Source organism: Stenotrophomonas forensis (assembly GCF_028752115.1).
GTDB classification, from domain to species: domain Bacteria; phylum Pseudomonadota; class Gammaproteobacteria; order Xanthomonadales; family Xanthomonadaceae; genus Stenotrophomonas; species Stenotrophomonas forensis.
Map to the genome: position 1 here is coordinate 1,386,240 of NZ_CP082270.1, position 15,923 is coordinate 1,402,162.

The following is a 15,923-nucleotide window of genomic DNA, read 5'->3' on the forward strand; positions in this document are numbered from 1 at the left end:
GCTGGATGGATATACCGGGGAGAAACTGTCAATGCGGCGTGATTTCAATGCTGCGCTGGCATGTCATCGTCAGCCAAAGGGCGATGGGGGGGCGGTATGGGGGCGGGTCCATTCTGCCTGTTCAATATTATTGGATCGTTCCAAATATAAACTCCCATAAAGTTTCCCTTGCCTGCGCCGCCATCGATCGTACGGCCATGATCAAGGGAATTGAGATGCTCGCCTTACGCAACCTCCGAGTGGGATCCCGGCTGGGCGCCGGCTTTGGTTTGCTGCTGCTGTTCATCATGGCCATCGTTGGCCTGGTGCTGTACGGAAACCAGCTCAAGTCCGCCCAGTTCGAGAAAGTGGTGGACGTCAACATGGTGAAGATGCGGCTGCTGAATGACATGCTCGATACCAACAATGCCGTGCTGATGCATCGGCGGCTGATGGTGATCAAGCGTGGCGAGGATTTCGACAAGGATTATCAGAAGGCACAGGAACTGTCGCAGACCTACGACGGCATCTGGGCCAGGTACATCAAGATTCCGCGTGACGCCACCGGCGATGCGCTGGTTGCGAAAATCGACGCGGCACGCAAGGCGACCGACGCCTCCACCCAGCATCTGCACGAGCGCATGAAGGCTGGGGATTTCGACGGCGCTGCCAAAGAGCTGCTGGCCGAGCACGGGCTGGCCACGGCCTGGAACGAATCCATCTCGACGCTGCTGCGGCATCAAGAGACACTGACCGAGCGCAGCCGCCAGGAATATCGCAGCACGGAGGCCTGGACCGGCACCTTGTCGATCGCGTTCGGCGTGCTGAGCCTGATACTGGGTTCGCTGGCGGCTTGGGCGATCACCCGCAGCCTGACCCGTCCGCTGGAGGGGGCGGTGAAGCTGGCTGATGGCATCGCCGGTGGCCGCCTGGACAACGTCATCGATGCGTCGGGCAACGATGAGGTGACCCAGCTGCTCAGGTCGATGCAACGCATGCAGATGCAGGTACAGGCGGTGATGGCGGCGCAGGGCGAGCTGGCCCGCCAGCATGACGCCGGCAGCCTCAGCTACCGCATGGATGAGAGCGCGTTCCCCGGCGACTTCGGGCGGATGGTGCACGAAACCAATGCGCTGGTTGGTTCGCACGTGCAGGTGCAGAACCGGCTGATCGAAGTGATGAAGCACTATGCCCGCGGTGACCTGTCGGTGGACATGGACCCGTTGCCGGGCGAGAAGGCGGCGATCACCCAGGCAATGGATGAAACCAAGAGCAGCCTGTCGGCGATCAACAGCGAGATCCGCCGGCTGGCGACCGCAGCTGCGGCGGGTGATTTCAGCCTGCGCGGCGATGAGGACCGCTTCGCCTACGATTTCCGCGACATGGTGGCCGGGCTCAACCAGCTGATGCAGACCACCGATGAGAACCTGGTGCAGGTGTCGACCCTGTTGCAGGCCATCTCGCGAGGCGACCTGACCGTACGCATGCAAGGTGACTTCCATGGTGTGTTCGCCCGCATGCGCGATGACTGCAATGCCACCGTCGATCAGCTCAAGCAGATCGTTGGCCGCATCCAGGCCAGTGCATCCAGCATCAACCTGGCTGCAGGCGAGATTGCCTCGGGCAACACCGACCTGTCGCGGCGCACCGAGCAGCAGGCCGCGAATCTGGAGGAAACGGCCGCGTCGATGGAGGAACTGACCTCCACCGTGAAGCAGAATGCCGAACACGCACGGCAGGCCAACCAGCTTGCCATCGGCGCGCATGGTGTCGCCTCGCAGGGCGGGGAGGTGGTCGGCCAGGTGGTGACCACGATGTCCGCCATCGAAGCCGCCTCGAAGAAGATTGCCGAGATCATCTCGGTGATCGATGGCATCGCATTCCAGACCAACATTTTGGCGCTGAACGCCGCGGTGGAAGCGGCGCGTGCCGGTGAGCAGGGCCGGGGCTTTGCGGTGGTGGCCAGCGAGGTGCGCACGCTGGCGCAGCGCTCGGCCGGTGCCGCCAAGGAGATCAAGGGCCTGATCGAGGACTCAGTCGGCAAGGTGGCCGATGGGTCGGCACTGGTTCGCCAGGCAGGCACCACGATGGGCGAGATCGTGGCCTCGGTGCAGCGGGTGACCGACATCATGGCCGATATCTCCGCCGCCTCGCAGGAGCAGAGTTCGGGCATCGAGCAGGTCAACCAGGCCGTGGTGCAGATGGACGAGACCACCCAGCAGAATGCGGCATTGGTGGAAGAGGCCAGCGCTGCGGCACGCTCGATGGAAGAGCAGGCCAACCTGTTGGCTGAAGCGGTGTCGGTGTTCCGCACCGGCGCCGCCACGGCTGCGGCGGTGGTACGGCCTGCGTTGGCGGCCGTCGCGGCTTCGGTGGCTCCGGTGCGCAGGCCGACGGTTCTTTCGCCCCGCATCGATTCGACGCTGGCCGCCAACGCGGGTGGCTGGCAGGAGTTCTAGAAGGGCGGCATGCCGGCAGGGAGACGGCGCCCATCGCGATGGCTGGTCGCGATGGGCGCGGATTTTTTTCCTGAACGGGCGATGGCCGATGTCGCCGCGCATACGTCCATTTCACTTCCGGTTGCCAGCCGTGGGAGGACACTTGCGGCATACCGGACCTCAGGAGATGGCCATGAAGACCTCGACTCGACTGCTTGTGCTGGGCACGCTGCTGGCGGCCAGTTCGGTTGCAGGCGCACAGACCTACGGGCCGCGTGATGAAGGGCGCAAGTTCAACGATGGCAGCCGCGTGGTCTGCAAGAACGTGGAAGTGCAACGCAATTCGCGTGACCCCAACCGTATTGCCGGTACAGCCACCGGTGCGGTGATTGGTGGCCTGCTCGGCAACCAGGTGGGTGGCGGCAACGGCAAGAAGCTGGCCACCGTCGCCGGTGCCGTCGCCGGTGGCGCCGCGGGCCGGCAGATCCAGGGCAACAGCCAGCAGAAAAACGGTGATCGCGTGGTCGAACGCCGCTGCGAGCGTGTTTACCGCTGATTGTCTGCACCGGTAGCGCTTCCTTCCACAGGATTTCGCAGTACGCATGTCCTCGAACGCCGGCCCTGTGCCGGCGTTCGTCGTTGAACGGCCCTGTATCGCGGGCTGCAGCGCGGTGTCTATACTGCGCCGACTTCAATGGATGAACGCAATGTGAACGAATCACCCCTGACTGAGTCGCACACGCCGGTTGCCGAGGTCGATCCAGTACTGGAAGCGACAGCGCGCTTCGGCCGACTGCGTGAGCGTACCGACGAGCTCGAATTGTTCATTTCCGGCCTGCTGGCGTTTGCACTGTTGGCGGTTCCTGGCTATCTGTTCGATGCCTGGGCGCGCAGCAGCCTGCATACCGAAGGCATTTACTTCCAACTGCTGTGGTTTGGTTTCAGCATCAGCGTGGGCATGTGCTACGTGTTGGCAGTGGCGCTGATCGCGCACCTGACCGTGCGCGGCTACTGGATAGGCCTGATCGGGCTGAAATCGCACTTCCCCAAGGGCATCGACTGGCAACGGCTTCCGCAGATGGGCCCGGTATCGCGCGCCTTCCTCAAGGCCCGCGACGGTGGCCTGGATGGCAGCATCGAGCGCGCTGATCGTTTGGCCACCATGCTCTTCTCCACCACGCTGTTGGCCGTGCAGACGCTGGCCGGAACGCTGGTGATGGCCGTGCTGACGCTGTGCGTGGCGATGGCGATCAGTGCGCTTGCCGGCGGTTCAGAACGTGTTGTCATGATCGTGGTCATTAGCGTCCTGACCGGCTTGCTTGCACTCGCGCTGGTGCCCGCGCTGCTGGAGCGCGTCATTGCGCGTAGGCAGCGGCGCAACCAGGCCCATGAGGGCCTGCAGCACTGGCTGCAGCGCTTCCTGGCGGGCCTGCAGCGGATTCCCCTGCTGCGCCAGATGCAGACGATGCAGCTGACCCTGCAGAGCAACCTGCGCTCGCGTTCATTCATGGCGGTCTATCTGCTCGCCGTGGTGGTGGCCATGGTGCTGGGAGCCGTCCAGGTACTGGGTTCGGTGAAGTTTTCGCTGTTCAACCGTTACCAGGTGATGACTGACGAGGCTGTCGAACACGGCATGTTGAGCGCGCATTACGAGTCGATGCGCTCGGCACACGATCAGCTGTTGGCGTACCCGATGATTCCCTCCGACACGATCACCGGTTCGCGCCTGCGCGTGTTCATTCCGCATCGTCCCCAGCGCGACAACCCGTTGGCACGCCAGCATTGCAGTGCGCTGCCCGGGGCGCGCAACGAAGCCGTAGGCGCGCAGGCTGCCAGTGCGGCGGTGGAGTGCCTGTCGCGGCTGTGGCTGGTGCAGTTGGATGGCGCGCCGGTCGACCTGCACGAGTTCATGCCGATGGAACGCCGTGATGTCGACATGCGCGGCTTGGTCGGATACCTGCCGATGGCGGGGTTGGTACCCGGTCGGCATGATCTGAATCTGGTCTGGAATGCCGAAGGTGGCGAACGCGGCCCGGAGCGACGTCGCGAGTACCGCATCCCGTTCTGGTACGCGCCAGACCCCTGAAAAGGGGACGGAGGGGATTAAGTCGCAATCCGCCAATCCGGCCGCTTACGACTTAATCCCCTCCGTCCCCTTTTTTGCGAGGAGGCGCCAGGCGGCGAGGCTGCCGTAGAGCAGCAGCAGGATGCTGAGGGTGATCAGTTCGTGGCTGACTTCGGCCAGGCGGGCGTCCATCTGGTTCAGGCGCACCATCAGGTTGATGCCCGAGGTGGTTGGCAGCAGCTGCGCCAGCCACACCAGCGGGCGTGGGGTCATCACTGCCGGCCAGGACAGGTTGGCCAGGAAGAACAGCGGGATGGAGGTGGCGATGATGTACTGGAACGCACGTTCGCGGGTGCGGAAGAAGCTGCCGACGAACAGGCCGAACGCCACCGTCGCGGCGATGAACAGGGTGCCGCCCAGCAGCTGGCCCAGAGGATTGCCACCGCGTGGATAGTCCTGCACCCAGGCAGTGAAACCGGCGTAGTAGAACAGGCCGAACAGGCCGATCAGGCCGAAGCCCAGTACCATGCCGCCCAGGGTCGGCAGATCGAAGCGCAGGCGCCGGCCGAGCGCGAGACGACGGCCACCCAGCAGTACGCCGATGCCCATCAGCAGGGTCTGGTGCACGATCAGTTCGGCCACGCCGGGGACGATGGCGCTGCCGTAGCCTTCCTGGGTGTTGTACAGCGGGCGCTGCACCAGGGTGACCGGCGGTGCCTGCGGTGCGCCCATGAAGGCCGCCTGCCCGACCGCCGCGTCGCGCCCGAACGCGCCCAGTGCATCGGCCACGCTGCCCAGCACCCAGCTGGCGCGGCCCAGGTAGGCGCCGTTGCCGAGCAGCACCAGCTTGGCCGGGTGGCCGCGCAGGATGTCGCGCTCCAGGTTGGCCGGAATCAGCACGATGCCTTCGGCATGGCCGGCTTCCAGCTGCTGGCGCGCACTGTCGATGTCGGCCGGTTGCCCGACCACGCGTGCGACCCGCAGCGCGTCCAGCTTTCGCAGCAGTTCGCGGCTGGTGGCGCTGTGGTCTTCGTCCACCACCAGCACCGGCAGGTTGCCGGCCACCTGGTGGCGGTACGCCGCCGGGTAGAAGAACGAATACAGGATCACCGCGCCGACCATCACCACGATCGCATAGCGGTCGCACAGCACCGCCATCAGGGTCTGCCGCAGGCTGCGCCAGAGCGTGCTCATGCGTCGGCCCTCGCCGGCTGCGCAGCGTCAGGCGTACGCGCGAAGGCGATCAGGCGCAGGCCACCGATGCCGCCGGCCACCACCGACATCAGCAGCAGCGTGGCCAACGGCCACAGCGAAACCAGCAGCGGTGAACCGATGAACTGTTGCTGGGTCTGCAGCTTGATGTAGGCACTGAGCGGCAGCAGCTGATGCCAGATGCGGGTGAACAGGGGGCCGTCCAGCACCGGGAAGGTGGCGCTGGAGAACGCCAATGCGGTGCCGATGCTGAGGCCGACTGCGGACAGCGCGGTGCCCATGTCGCGGGTGACGCCGACGAAGAACAACGCGTAGGCGGCCGTGGCCAGGTAGAACAGCGGCTGTGCGAGCAGCAGCAGGAGCACGCTGCCGGCCACGCCATCACCGCGCAGCCAGGCCAGGTAGCCGAGCCCGAGCGCACCGTACAGCGAGAACAGCAGGATGTACGGTGCAGCCTTGCCGGCGATGGCGGCCCACGGCGTGCGGCGCAGCCAGTCGGGCAGGGTGCCATCGCGGATCTCGCGGCCAAGGCTGCCGGCTACGGCAAGCGCGAGCACCAGCGACAGCACCGCCGGGAAGATCAGCGGCAGCAGGAACAGCTCGTAGCTGCGTGCCGGGTTGTAGAGGATGTCCGACTGCACCGCGATCGGTGCCGCACGCAGCTTGCCCGGGCCGACCTGCAGGCCGATGCGCTCGCGCAGCAGGCGTGCGTTCCAGGCCGAGACCGCATCGCCGATATCACGCGCGGCGGACTGGCCTGTGGTCATGTAGGTGGCGTTGTAATAGGCGAACACCGTGCCCTGGCGCCCGCGCAGCGCTTGCCGGGTAACGTCGCGCGGCACCAGCACGATCGCGAACACGTCCAGGCGACGCAGCTGCGAACGTGCGTCCTCGATGTCGGCTGGCTGGCTGGCGATGCGCACGCCCGGGCTGTCATCGAGCATGCGCAGCAGCAGGCGGCTGTCACTGCTGTGGTCGAGGTCGACCACGGCGATCGGGATGTCGCGCATCACCGAGGGGGTGAACATCCATGCCATCACCACCAGCATCAGCAGCGGCAGCACGGTGACCAGCATCAGGTCGGCACGGTTGCCGCGCAACGACCGCAGCTCGCGCCGCCAGGAAGCGGCGAAGCCGCCGCCATCAGGGCTCAGTGCTGGGGCCATGCGAACAGCACGCTCATGCCGGGGCGGAAGCCCTCGATGCGGCGTACCGGGCGCACCCGCACCTCGAAGCTGCGGACGTCGTAGCCGGACGACTGGCGGGTGGTACGCCAGGTTGCGTAATCGCCAGCGGGGTTGATGAAGTAGACCTCGAACTCGCCGTCCTGGCCGAGCGCCGGCACGCTGCCACGCAGCTTGCTGCCGACCTTCAGGCCCTGCATCTGCGATTCGCGCAGGTTCATCGCCACCCACATGCGGTCGATGTCGACCAGGGTGAACACCGGATAGCCGGCCGGCACCAGTTCACCCGGGTCGGCCATGCGCTTGTTGATCTCGCCCGCGACCGGGGCGCGCCCTTCCACTTCGGCGCGCGCGGCGTTGACTTCGGCCACCGCGCCCTGCGCCTGCTGCACCTGGCCCTGCGCGGCGCGCTTGTCCTGCTCGCGTGCGCCAGACAGCGCCATGTCGTACTGCGCGCGCGCGGCACGCGCCAGTTCGCGCGAGCTGGTGGCCTGGGCATGTGCTTCATCGCGCTTCTGCCGGGTCATCACCCCTTCGTTGAACAGGTTCTGCACGCGCTGGTAGGTGGCCTCGGCCAGCGTCGCACCGGCTTCGGCGCGCTTCCAGTTGGCTTCGGCGGCGCGGATGTCCTCGCTGCGCGCGCCTTCATCGGCCTTGTCGGCCACCGCCTGCGCGGCGGCCAGGGCGCCGTGTGCCTGCTGTTCCTTGGCGGCCACCTCGGGGCTGTCGAGCAGGAACAGCACCTGCCCGGACTGCACGCGGTCGCCTTCGCGCACCTTCAGTTCGGCCACGCGCGCGGTGATCTTGGCGGCCACGTTGATCGTGTCCGCATCGGCCATGCCCTGGATCTGGTCGGCCGGGCTGCGCCAGGCCAGCCACAGGCCCAGCACCACCACCACCAGCAGCACCCCTATCAGGATGGGTCCCAGCCGGCGCTTTCCGGGGGGCGTCGTCGCATCGTCGTGCAGCACATCACTCATGGTCGATCACCTCGTCCGCACGCCGCCGGAACTCTTCGAAACGGTCCATCTGTCCACTGACCTCCAGCAGCTGTGCCAGTGCAACATCGTATTGGTAGGCGGCCTGTGCGCGCTCGACGCGGGCACCGCCGAGGCCGAGCCGCGCGTCGATCACATCCAGCGAGGTGGCCTGGCCTTCGCGGAACGCCAGCTCCTGCAGGCGCAGGTTTTCCTGTGCCTGGGCAATGCTGCTGTCGAGCAGCACGAACTGCTGGCGGGCGGTCTCCAGTTCGTTCCAGGCCTTGCGCACGCCTAGTGCAACCTGGTTCTCGGCTTCGCGCAGGCCCGCTTCGGCCTGCTCCTGCTGCGCACGCGCGGCGCTGATCTGCGCCGGCCGCGAGTTCGGCGACAGGAAGGTGTACTTCAGTCCGATGCCGAAGGCCCAGTCCGGATCGGTCAGCATTTCGTCGCGGCGGCGGAAGTCGTACTGGCCGAAGGCGAAGATCTGCGGCTTTAGCTTGGCCTGCTGCACGCGCACACCCTGTTCGGCCTGCGCCACCATCGCCCGCAGGCGCGCGATCTGCGGCTGGCGGGCCTGCGCGGTGCGTTCGAAGCGGGCGACCGGCTCCAGCGGCGCGCGCTGCACGAACAGCGGTGATACCGGCTGCACCTCACCGCCGCTGCGCAGCAGGGTGGACAGCGCGGCCTTCAAGGTGGCCAGGTCGTTCACCGTCTTCTGGTACTCGCGCTCGGCTTTGTCGCGGGCCACGGTGGCCTGCAGGCGCTGGGCGCGGGTGGCGAAGCCCTCGCGCTCCAGTTTCTCGGCGTCGGACAAGTGGCGGTTGAGGCCATCGCGCACATCGCGGCGCACCTCCACGGCCTGTTCGGCCAGGCGCTGGCCGAAATAGGCCTGTGCCAGCTGCACGGTCAGTGACTGGCGTTGCGCCTCGCGCTCGGCGCTGGCCTGTTCATGGGCGGCGCTGGCGGCGCGCTGTGCAGCAGGGATCACCCCGCCGGTGTACAGCGGCAGCACCGCAGTCACCACCGGGCGGGTGCGCCAGTCGCGTTCGGTGAACGACAGCGGCGAGTCGATGCCGAAGGCTTCGGCCACCGGCGCCAGTGAACCCAGCGGCAGGGTCAGGGTCTTCTGGAACTGCAGGCGGCGCACTTCGCCGGTGATCTCCGGCAGGCGCAGCAGGCGGGTGGCGTCCTGCAGGTCCTGCTTGTTGCGCACGGCGGCGTCGGCGGCGGCCAGCGCATCGGAGACCTGTTCCAGGCGCTGCCGTGCCTGTTCCCAGTCCAAAGCCGGTGCGTCGGTGATGGACTGCGCCGACGCAGTGATGGGCAGGCAGGTTGCCAGCGTCAGCGCCAGCGCGGCCTTTGCGCGGAGCATCCTTGTACGTCGGCCGATCACGCCCATGCCGTCCCAATGGTGAAGAAGTGCGCAAACGGTAGTGCGCGCGGTGTGAAGCCCGGGTCTGCGGTCATCGTGTGGTCCTCAGCGAAGGGTGCCGCTGGCCGCGCTGCGCAGCGCCTGGGTGATGTGCTGCAACGTGCTTGAGCGCACGGCGGCATGCTGCCAGTACAGCGGCACATCCAGCCAGCGGCGGGGTTCCAGTACCACCACGCGGCCGGCATGCACGGCGGGCGCGACCAGGGTTTCCGGAGCCATGCCCCAGCCCAGTCCGCACGCTGCGGCTTCGACGAAACCGGTGGAGGAGGGCAGGTAGTGTAGCGGCGGCTGCAGGCGCGCGCGGGTCAGCCGCCGCACGAAGCGCCATTGCAGTTCATCCTTGCGGTTGAACACCAGCATCGGTGCGCGTGCCAAGGCGGCGGCCTGCATGCCATCGCTGAAGTACTGGCGGGCGAAGCCGGGCGAGGCGATGGCGTGGTAGCGCATGGCGCCGAGCGGATGCACGTTGCAGCCTTTCACCGGTTGGCCTTCGGCGGTGACCGCGCCGAGCACGCTGCCATCGCGCAGCAGCTGCAGGGTGTGGTCCTGGTCATCCATGCGCAGGTCGAACAGGTAGCCGTGGCGCTGGTGCAGTTCGGCGATGGCCGGCACGAACCAGGTATCGAGCGAGTCGTCGTTGACCGCCAAGGGGATCGGCGTGCGCGCAGCGTCGCTGCCACGCTCGGGCAGCAGTTCGGCCAAGGCCTCGGCCTCCAGTGCCTGCATCGGGCGAACCCGGCGCAGAAGGGCCTCCCCGGCCGCGGTGGGGCGGCACGGCGCCTGGCGGACCAGCAGTACCTGGCCGAGCCGGTCCTCCAGGGCCTTGATCCGCTGCGACAGCGCCGAGGGGCTGATCGACAGGCGGCGTGCCGCAGCCTCGAAGCTGCCTTCCTCCAGCACCGCGGCAAACGCGGCCAGTTGCGGATGTACCAGATCCATGCAGGCGCCCCTTCAGTTTTTCTGCACAGGATAAAGAAAAATCAGATTGTCTTAACGCGGCAATGGCCGCACCCTGCGCGTCCCTTCGCTGCCTGGGCCTTCCTGATGTGGATCGCCGCTACCACCGCCGGCCTGTTCGCAGGTGCCGGCCTGATCATCGCCATCGGTGCGCAGAATGCCTTCGTCCTGCGCCAGGGGCTGCAACGTCGCCATGTCGGAACGGTGGTGCTGGCCTGTGCCGGCGCTGATATCGCGCTGATCCTGGCCGGCGTTGGCGGCATGGGGGCGTTGGTGCAGCAGTGGCCGTTGCTGCTGCAGGTGCTGCGCTTCGGCGGTGCGGCGTTCCTGCTCTGGTATGGACTGCAGGCCGGATTGCGCGCCTGGCACGGTGGCAGTGCCTTGGCCGCCGCCGAGACGCAGGGTGGCAGCGGGCGCCAGGTACTGTTGACCTGCCTGGCGTTCACGCTGCTCAATCCGCACGTCTATCTGGATACGGTGGTGCTGCTCGGCAGCTTGTCCACGCGTTACCCCGGCGATCTGCGCTGGGCCTTCGCCGCCGGAGCCTGCGTGGCCAGCGTGGCCTGGTTCTGCACGTTGGGCTATGGCGCGCGCCTGTTGCAGCCGGTGTTCCGCAGGCCGGCTGCGTGGCGCGTGCTGGACGCAGGGGTGGCGGTCTTCATGTTCTGCCTCGCCACGCTGCTGCTGTTGCGCCCGCTCTAGGCCGCATCCACCGCACACAATGGCGCTTCGCCGGGGCGCAGGGTGAGCACGCGCACGCCACTGGCGGTGACCGCCACGGTGTGTTCGAACTGCGCCGACAGCTTGCCGTCGCGCGTATACACCGGCCATTCGTCCGGTTGCTGGCGGATGGCCGGCTTGCCCTGGTTGAGCATCGGTTCGATGGTGAACACCATGCCTTCTTCCAGTGTCATGCCGGTGTTCGGATGACCGTAGTGCAGGATCTGCGGTTCCTCGTGCATCTCCTGGCCGATGCCGTGGCCGCAGTATTCCTTCACCACGCTGTAGCCATGGCTGCGCGCGTGGCGGGCGATGGCGTGGCCGATGTCGCCCAGGCGCGCGCCGGGGCGCACCGTGGCGATGCCTTTCCACATCGCCTGGTAGGTGGTCTGCACCAGCCGGCGCGCGGCATAGTCGACCTCACCGACCAGGTAGGTGGTGCTGGAGTCGGCGATGTAGCCGTTCTTCTCCAGGGTGATGTCGAGGTTGACGATCTGGCCGTTGCGCAGCACGTCGGTGGTGCTGGGCACGCCGTGGCAGATCACGTTGTCGATCGAGGTGTTGAGCACATACGGGAAACCGTACTGGCCCTTGCTGGCCGGCCTTGCCTGCAGTTCATCGACGATCATGCGCTCGACGAAATCGTTGATTTCCATGGTGCTGCGGCCCTGCAGCGGCAGCCGGTCGAGCGCGGCGAACACCTGCGCCAGCAGGCGCCCGGATTCGGCCATCAGCGCGATTTCGTGCGGCTGCTTGATCATCGCCATGTCAGGCCCGCCCGGGCGCCAGCGCCTGTGGCTGCACGCCGGCCGCGCGCAGTTCGCTGGCGACGATGTCCTGGAAGCTCAGCGTGGGATTCATCTCGCACAGCATGCCGACCCGGATCCAGAAGTTGGCCTGGGCGTTGATCGAGCGGCTGGAGACGGTACAGGCACGGCGCAGCTGGTCGTGCAGGGTGTCATCGATGTTGACGATGCCCATCGGCGGTCCTGGGGTAGTGGATATACGAAGCATATATGTTTCGTATATTCGGCTCAAGCCGCTGGGGTTCAGTCTGCGTGGGTGGCGAAGCGCAGGCGGTTGCCGTCGGGATCACGCAGCAGCATCTCGCGGCTGCCCCATTCGGTGTCATGCGGCGGCTGCTCGATCGGCACGTTCGCGGCGCTGAAGGCACGGTGCAGCGCATCGACATCCTCGACGATGAAGTACACCGCGCCGCCGACCTCGCAATCACCGGTGTGTTCGGTGAGGAAGAGGGTCTGGCCGTCGCGGGTGAGCTGGGCGAACAGCGGGAAGCCGGGTTCGAAGCGGTGTTCCCAGTCGACCACGAAGCCCAGGCCCTGCACGTAGAACGGCAGGGAGGTGTCGGCATGGCGCATGCGCAGCTGCGGGATGACGGTCTGGGGCATGGCGGCGTCTCCGGGGGTAGGCGTCCAGTGTAGTGCCGGCCGCTGGCCGGCATCCTTTTGAGCCCGGGAACGATGAGGCTGCCGGCCAGCGGCCGGCACTACCGAAGCCACGCCGGCCGGCAGCCGACGCGACCGCAAGCGGTCAGCAGACCGTCGGCACCGTAGCCATCGCCGCCAGCAGTTCGCGGTTCACCTGCTGGTGGCGCGCCTGCCATACGGGAAGATCGTCGGCAGGGATGTCGGGCTGGCCATCCAGCGACGACAGCCAGCGCTTGAACCGGCTGCGGTAGTTGGCCAGCGACACTTCGCCGGTGATGTCACTGCCGACCAGTCCGCCGGCGCGCAGCGCCTCGATCACCACCAGCGCGTCTTCCAGCTGGAAACGGCCCTGATCCCAGTTGCTGCGGGCCACGTCCTCGGCGAACACATCCTTGTCGATGGACAGGTAGGTCGGTTGCGGCGACTTGGCCTGCTCGGCAGCGAACGCAGCGACCAGTGCCTCGGGATGTTCGAAACGGCGGAAGGCGCGGCCCATGCCCAGGCGATGGCCCCAGCCCACGTCCACGTCCATGCACCAGTACGTGAGGCGACCGCCCAGCAGGGGGCGCCAATGGTTCTCCCAGGCATGGCCAAGGCCGATGTCGCTGGAGGTGATGCCCAGCACATGGATATGCGAGATCTGCGGCAGCTTGCTGGCGGCGTTCACCCACGATCCGCAATGCATGCCGAACGGGAAGCGCATGTTGTCGGGGTGGTTGTCCAGTACCACCAGCTGGAACGGTGCCTGCGCGCGCATGCGCCGCAGCAGCGGCAGGCTGAGGTGGTGGAAATCGCCACTGCCAAGCATGACCGTGCCGAGCTGGGCCGGCAGCGGGGCCAGCACGTCAGCGGCGAAGCGGTCCAGCGTGGCATTGCTGCAGGCGAAGCGCAGCGGATCGTGCCACTGCGGCAGGGCCAGGGTCTGCGCCTGGGGCAGCGGCAGCACGCCACCATCCAGGTCCAGGATCAGCGGGGAACGCAACGGCATCGTTCAACCGCCTCCATCAGGCTCGCCCTGCAGATGCGGCGCCAGCCTGCGCAGGGCGGCGCGCAGCAGCGGTGAGCGCGCGTGGATCGCATGCCGGGTGGAAGTGAAGCTCGCACCCAGTTCGGCCTTGATCCGCGAGTCGGTCCAGCCGGCCACGTAATGGCTCAGGCCGTGCTGCAGCGCGTATTCGAGGTTGTGCATCCAGCTGACCGCGTACAGGTTGTGCTCGCGCGACTGCGGGTAGGCCAGGCCGATGTACTTGTCCACCAGCTTGCCGGCGTGCACGTAGCACAGGTTCCAGCCGATCAGCTGGCCCTGGTGGCGGTACAGGAACATCCGCCCCTGGCCCTGGCTGTCGGCCAGCAGGTGCTGGAAGTAGGGCAGGTCGAGCTGGTCGAAATGCACCGCGCTCTGCGCATATACGCCCAGGTAAAGGGCATACAGTTCGGCCTGCAGCTGCGGGTCCGCCAGCGCCGGATCACCGCTGGCGATGCAGTCGATCTGCAGGTCATCACGCGAGCGCAGCTTGCGCCGGATGTTCTTGCGACGCGAAGACGACAGGCGGCCGAGATAGCCGTCGAGCGAATCGAAATCGATCGCCACCCAGGCCAGCGGCATGCCTTCCAGTTCAACGAAGCCACGTGCCAGCAGCGCCTGCAGGAAGGCCCCGCTGTGTGCATTGGCGGCGTCGTCCAGCAGCGGTGAATCGATCGCCAGGTCCTTGACCACCAGCAGCCGGGTATCGCCGATCGCGTGACGCGTCACGTCCTCGGCCAGCGCCTCCGGCGCGAGGTGCGCCGGCAGCGGGGTGTACTCGGTGCTGGTGGCACCGACGAAGCGGGTCTGCCAGGTGATCCAGGGCCGCCACAGGCGCGACAGCGGCAGGCCAAGCAGCTTGCCGCGCAGTGCGTCGTCCATCGTGGTGGTCAGGTCCAGCGGCGCACGGAAGGTCGGCAGGCCGCTGGGCAGGCGGCTTGCCTCGAATCCGAGCGGCGGGTGGGCCAGGAAGCCCTCCAGCAGCGCGGCCGGTTCCAGCGCAGTGCTGGACGCACGTGACGTCATCTCCATCGGCACGGGAACCGGCAGCGCATCGACCTCAGCCCTTGGCCTTGGTCAGCGCCTGGTCGAGCAGGGTGATCGCCAGGTCGATCTCTTCGTAGCTGATGTCCAGCGACGGCGCGAAGGTGATCACGTTCTTGTACCAGCCACCCACGTCGAGCACGAGGCCCATGCGCTTGCCGTCGTGCAGCAGGTCACCGGCCAGGCCGATGTCGACCATGCGGTCCAGCAGTTCCTTGTTCGGCGTGTAGCCGTCGGTCTGGCAGATTTCCGCACGCAGGGCCAGGCCCAGGCCGTCGACGTCGCCGATTTCCGGGTGGCGCTTCTGCAGGCCACGCAGGCCGTCGAGGAAGTACGCGCCCTTTTCCGGCACGGTGCGCTCGTAGTCCATCTCCTTGCCCAGCTTCAGCACTTCCAGGCCCAGGCGGGTGCCCAGCGGGTTGGAGTTGAAGGTGGAGTGGGTGGAGCCCGGCGGGAACACGGTCGGGTTGATCAGCTCTTCGCGCGCCCACAGCCCCGACAGCGGGTTCAGGCCGTTGGTCAGCGCCTTGCCGAACACCAGCACGTCCGGGGTCACGCCGAAGTGCTCGATCGACCACAGCTTGCCGGTGCGCCAGAAGCCCATCTGGATTTCATCGACGACCATCAGGATGCCGTACTTGTCCAGCACGCGCTTGAGGCCGGTGAAGAAGTTGCGCGGCGGGATGACGTACCCGCCGGTGCCCTGGATCGGCTCGACGTAGAACGCGGCGTACTCGGCCTGGCCGACCTTGGGATCCCACACGCCGTTGTATTCGCTTTCGAACAGGCGCTCGAACTGCCACACGCAGTGGTCGGAATACTCGTCCGGGGTCATGCCCTTCGGGCGGCGGAAGGGGTACGGGAACGGGATGAACATCGCGCGCTCGCCGAAATGACCGTAGCGGCGGCGGTAGCGGTAGCTGGAAGTGATCGACGAGGCACCCAGGGTGCGCCCGTGGTAGCCGCCTTCGAAGGCGAACATCAGGCTCTTGCCGCCGCGCGCGTTGCGCACGATCTTCAGCGAGTCTTCGATGGCCTGCGCGCCGCCGACATTGAAGTGCACGCGGCCGTCGAGGCCGAACTTCTCGTGCATGTCCACGGCAATGGTCTTGGCCAGCTGTACGCGGGTCGGGTGCAGGTACTGGCTGGCGACCTGCGGCAGGGTGTCGATCTGGTCCTTCAGCGCATCGTTCAGGCGCTTGTTGCTGTAGCCGAAGTTGCAGGCCGAGTACCACATCTGCAGGTCGAGGTAGGGCACGCCCGCACCATCGAACATGTAGCTGCCTTCGCCGCGCTGGAAGATCTTCGGCGGGTCGACGTAGTGGACGGTGTCGCCGAAGGAGCTGTAGCGGGCTTCGTCGGCCAGCAGCTGCGCATCGGAGGCAGCGGCGTCGGCATTCTTGTCAAAAATGTTCATGCAGTTCGGTTCCGTGAAGGACG

At 66.8% G+C, this 15,923-nt stretch carries 15 protein-coding genes; 4 read left to right on the plus strand and 11 right to left on the minus strand.

Translation table 11 applies throughout. The annotated features are described in order from the left end of the window. Positions 1-215: 215 nt before the first annotated feature. From K5L94_RS06540 to K5L94_RS06550, 3 genes are all read left to right on the plus strand, one after another. A complete protein-coding gene (locus tag K5L94_RS06540) occupies positions 216-2,438 on the plus strand; it encodes a methyl-accepting chemotaxis protein (protein ID WP_274512621.1) in 2,223 nt (740 codons plus the stop codon). A 166-nt stretch (positions 2,439-2,604) separates the two neighbouring features. Continuing rightward, entirely contained in the window at positions 2,605-2,973 is a 369-nt protein-coding gene (locus K5L94_RS06545; protein WP_005415760.1) for a glycine zipper 2TM domain-containing protein, read from the plus strand. Positions 2,974-3,126: 153 nt separating this feature from the next. Next, entirely contained in the window at positions 3,127-4,503 is a 1,377-nt protein-coding gene (locus tag K5L94_RS06550) for a hypothetical protein (protein ID WP_274512306.1), read from the plus strand. 45 nt (positions 4,504-4,548) lie between these two features. Here the strand turns inward: K5L94_RS06550 and K5L94_RS06555 are convergent, their stop codons facing one another. From K5L94_RS06555 to K5L94_RS06575, 5 genes are all read right to left on the minus strand, one after another. Beyond that, positions 4,549-5,676, minus strand: a complete 1,128-nt coding sequence (locus K5L94_RS06555) for an ABC transporter permease (RefSeq protein WP_274512308.1) — start codon at positions 5,674-5,676, stop codon at positions 4,549-4,551. Continuing rightward, positions 5,673-6,860: an ABC transporter permease gene (locus tag K5L94_RS06560; protein WP_274512309.1), complete on the minus strand. Its 1,188-nt coding sequence runs from the start codon at positions 6,858-6,860 to the stop codon at positions 5,673-5,675. Before K5L94_RS06560 ends, K5L94_RS06555 begins: the two co-directional genes overlap by 4 nt. Then, positions 6,845-7,858, minus strand: a complete 1,014-nt coding sequence (locus K5L94_RS06565) for an HlyD family secretion protein (protein ID WP_274512310.1) — start codon at positions 7,856-7,858, stop codon at positions 6,845-6,847. Before K5L94_RS06565 ends, K5L94_RS06560 begins: the two co-directional genes overlap by 16 nt. Then, positions 7,851-9,257 (minus strand): TolC family protein, encoded by a 1,407-nt coding sequence (locus tag K5L94_RS06570; protein WP_053449155.1) that lies wholly within the window; start codon positions 9,255-9,257, stop codon positions 7,851-7,853. The genes K5L94_RS06565 and K5L94_RS06570 overlap by 8 nt, the downstream gene beginning before the upstream one ends. A gap of 78 nt (positions 9,258-9,335) precedes the next feature. Next, positions 9,336-10,229 (minus strand): LysR family transcriptional regulator ArgP, encoded by an 894-nt coding sequence (locus tag K5L94_RS06575; protein WP_274512311.1) that lies wholly within the window; start codon positions 10,227-10,229, stop codon positions 9,336-9,338. Positions 10,230-10,334: 105 nt separating this feature from the next. On the opposite strand from K5L94_RS06575, the gene K5L94_RS06580 reads away from it, so the two are divergent. Next, a complete protein-coding gene (locus K5L94_RS06580; RefSeq protein ID WP_008267534.1) occupies positions 10,335-10,949 on the plus strand; it encodes a LysE/ArgO family amino acid transporter in 615 nt (204 codons plus the stop codon). On the opposite strand, the gene map is transcribed toward K5L94_RS06580, so the two are convergent. From map to K5L94_RS06610, 6 genes are all read right to left on the minus strand, one after another. Then, complete coding sequence (gene map, locus K5L94_RS06585; protein WP_053451262.1) at positions 10,946-11,728, minus strand: type I methionyl aminopeptidase; 783 nt, start codon at positions 11,726-11,728, stop codon at positions 10,946-10,948. The genes K5L94_RS06580 and map overlap by 4 nt on opposite strands. 7 nt (positions 11,729-11,735) lie before the next feature. Continuing rightward, on the minus strand, positions 11,736-11,948 hold the full coding sequence (locus tag K5L94_RS06590) for a ParD-like family protein (RefSeq protein WP_006425741.1): 213 nt from the start codon (positions 11,946-11,948) through the stop codon (positions 11,736-11,738). Between the two features lie 68 nt (positions 11,949-12,016). After that, entirely contained in the window at positions 12,017-12,376 is a 360-nt protein-coding gene (locus K5L94_RS06595) for a bleomycin resistance protein (protein WP_049456145.1), read from the minus strand. A gap of 142 nt (positions 12,377-12,518) precedes the next feature. Next, positions 12,519-13,403 carry an arginase family protein gene (locus K5L94_RS06600; RefSeq protein WP_053449157.1) on the minus strand — a complete coding sequence of 295 codons (885 nt, stop codon included), beginning with the start codon at positions 13,401-13,403 and terminating at the stop codon, positions 12,519-12,521. Between the two features lie 3 nt (positions 13,404-13,406). After that, positions 13,407-14,471 (minus strand): GNAT family N-acetyltransferase, encoded by a 1,065-nt coding sequence (locus K5L94_RS06605; RefSeq protein WP_053449158.1) that lies wholly within the window; start codon positions 14,469-14,471, stop codon positions 13,407-13,409. A gap of 28 nt (positions 14,472-14,499) precedes the next feature. Next, entirely contained in the window at positions 14,500-15,900 is a 1,401-nt protein-coding gene (locus tag K5L94_RS06610) for an aspartate aminotransferase family protein (protein ID WP_006425764.1), read from the minus strand. Between the last annotated feature and the right edge of the window lie 23 nt (positions 15,901-15,923).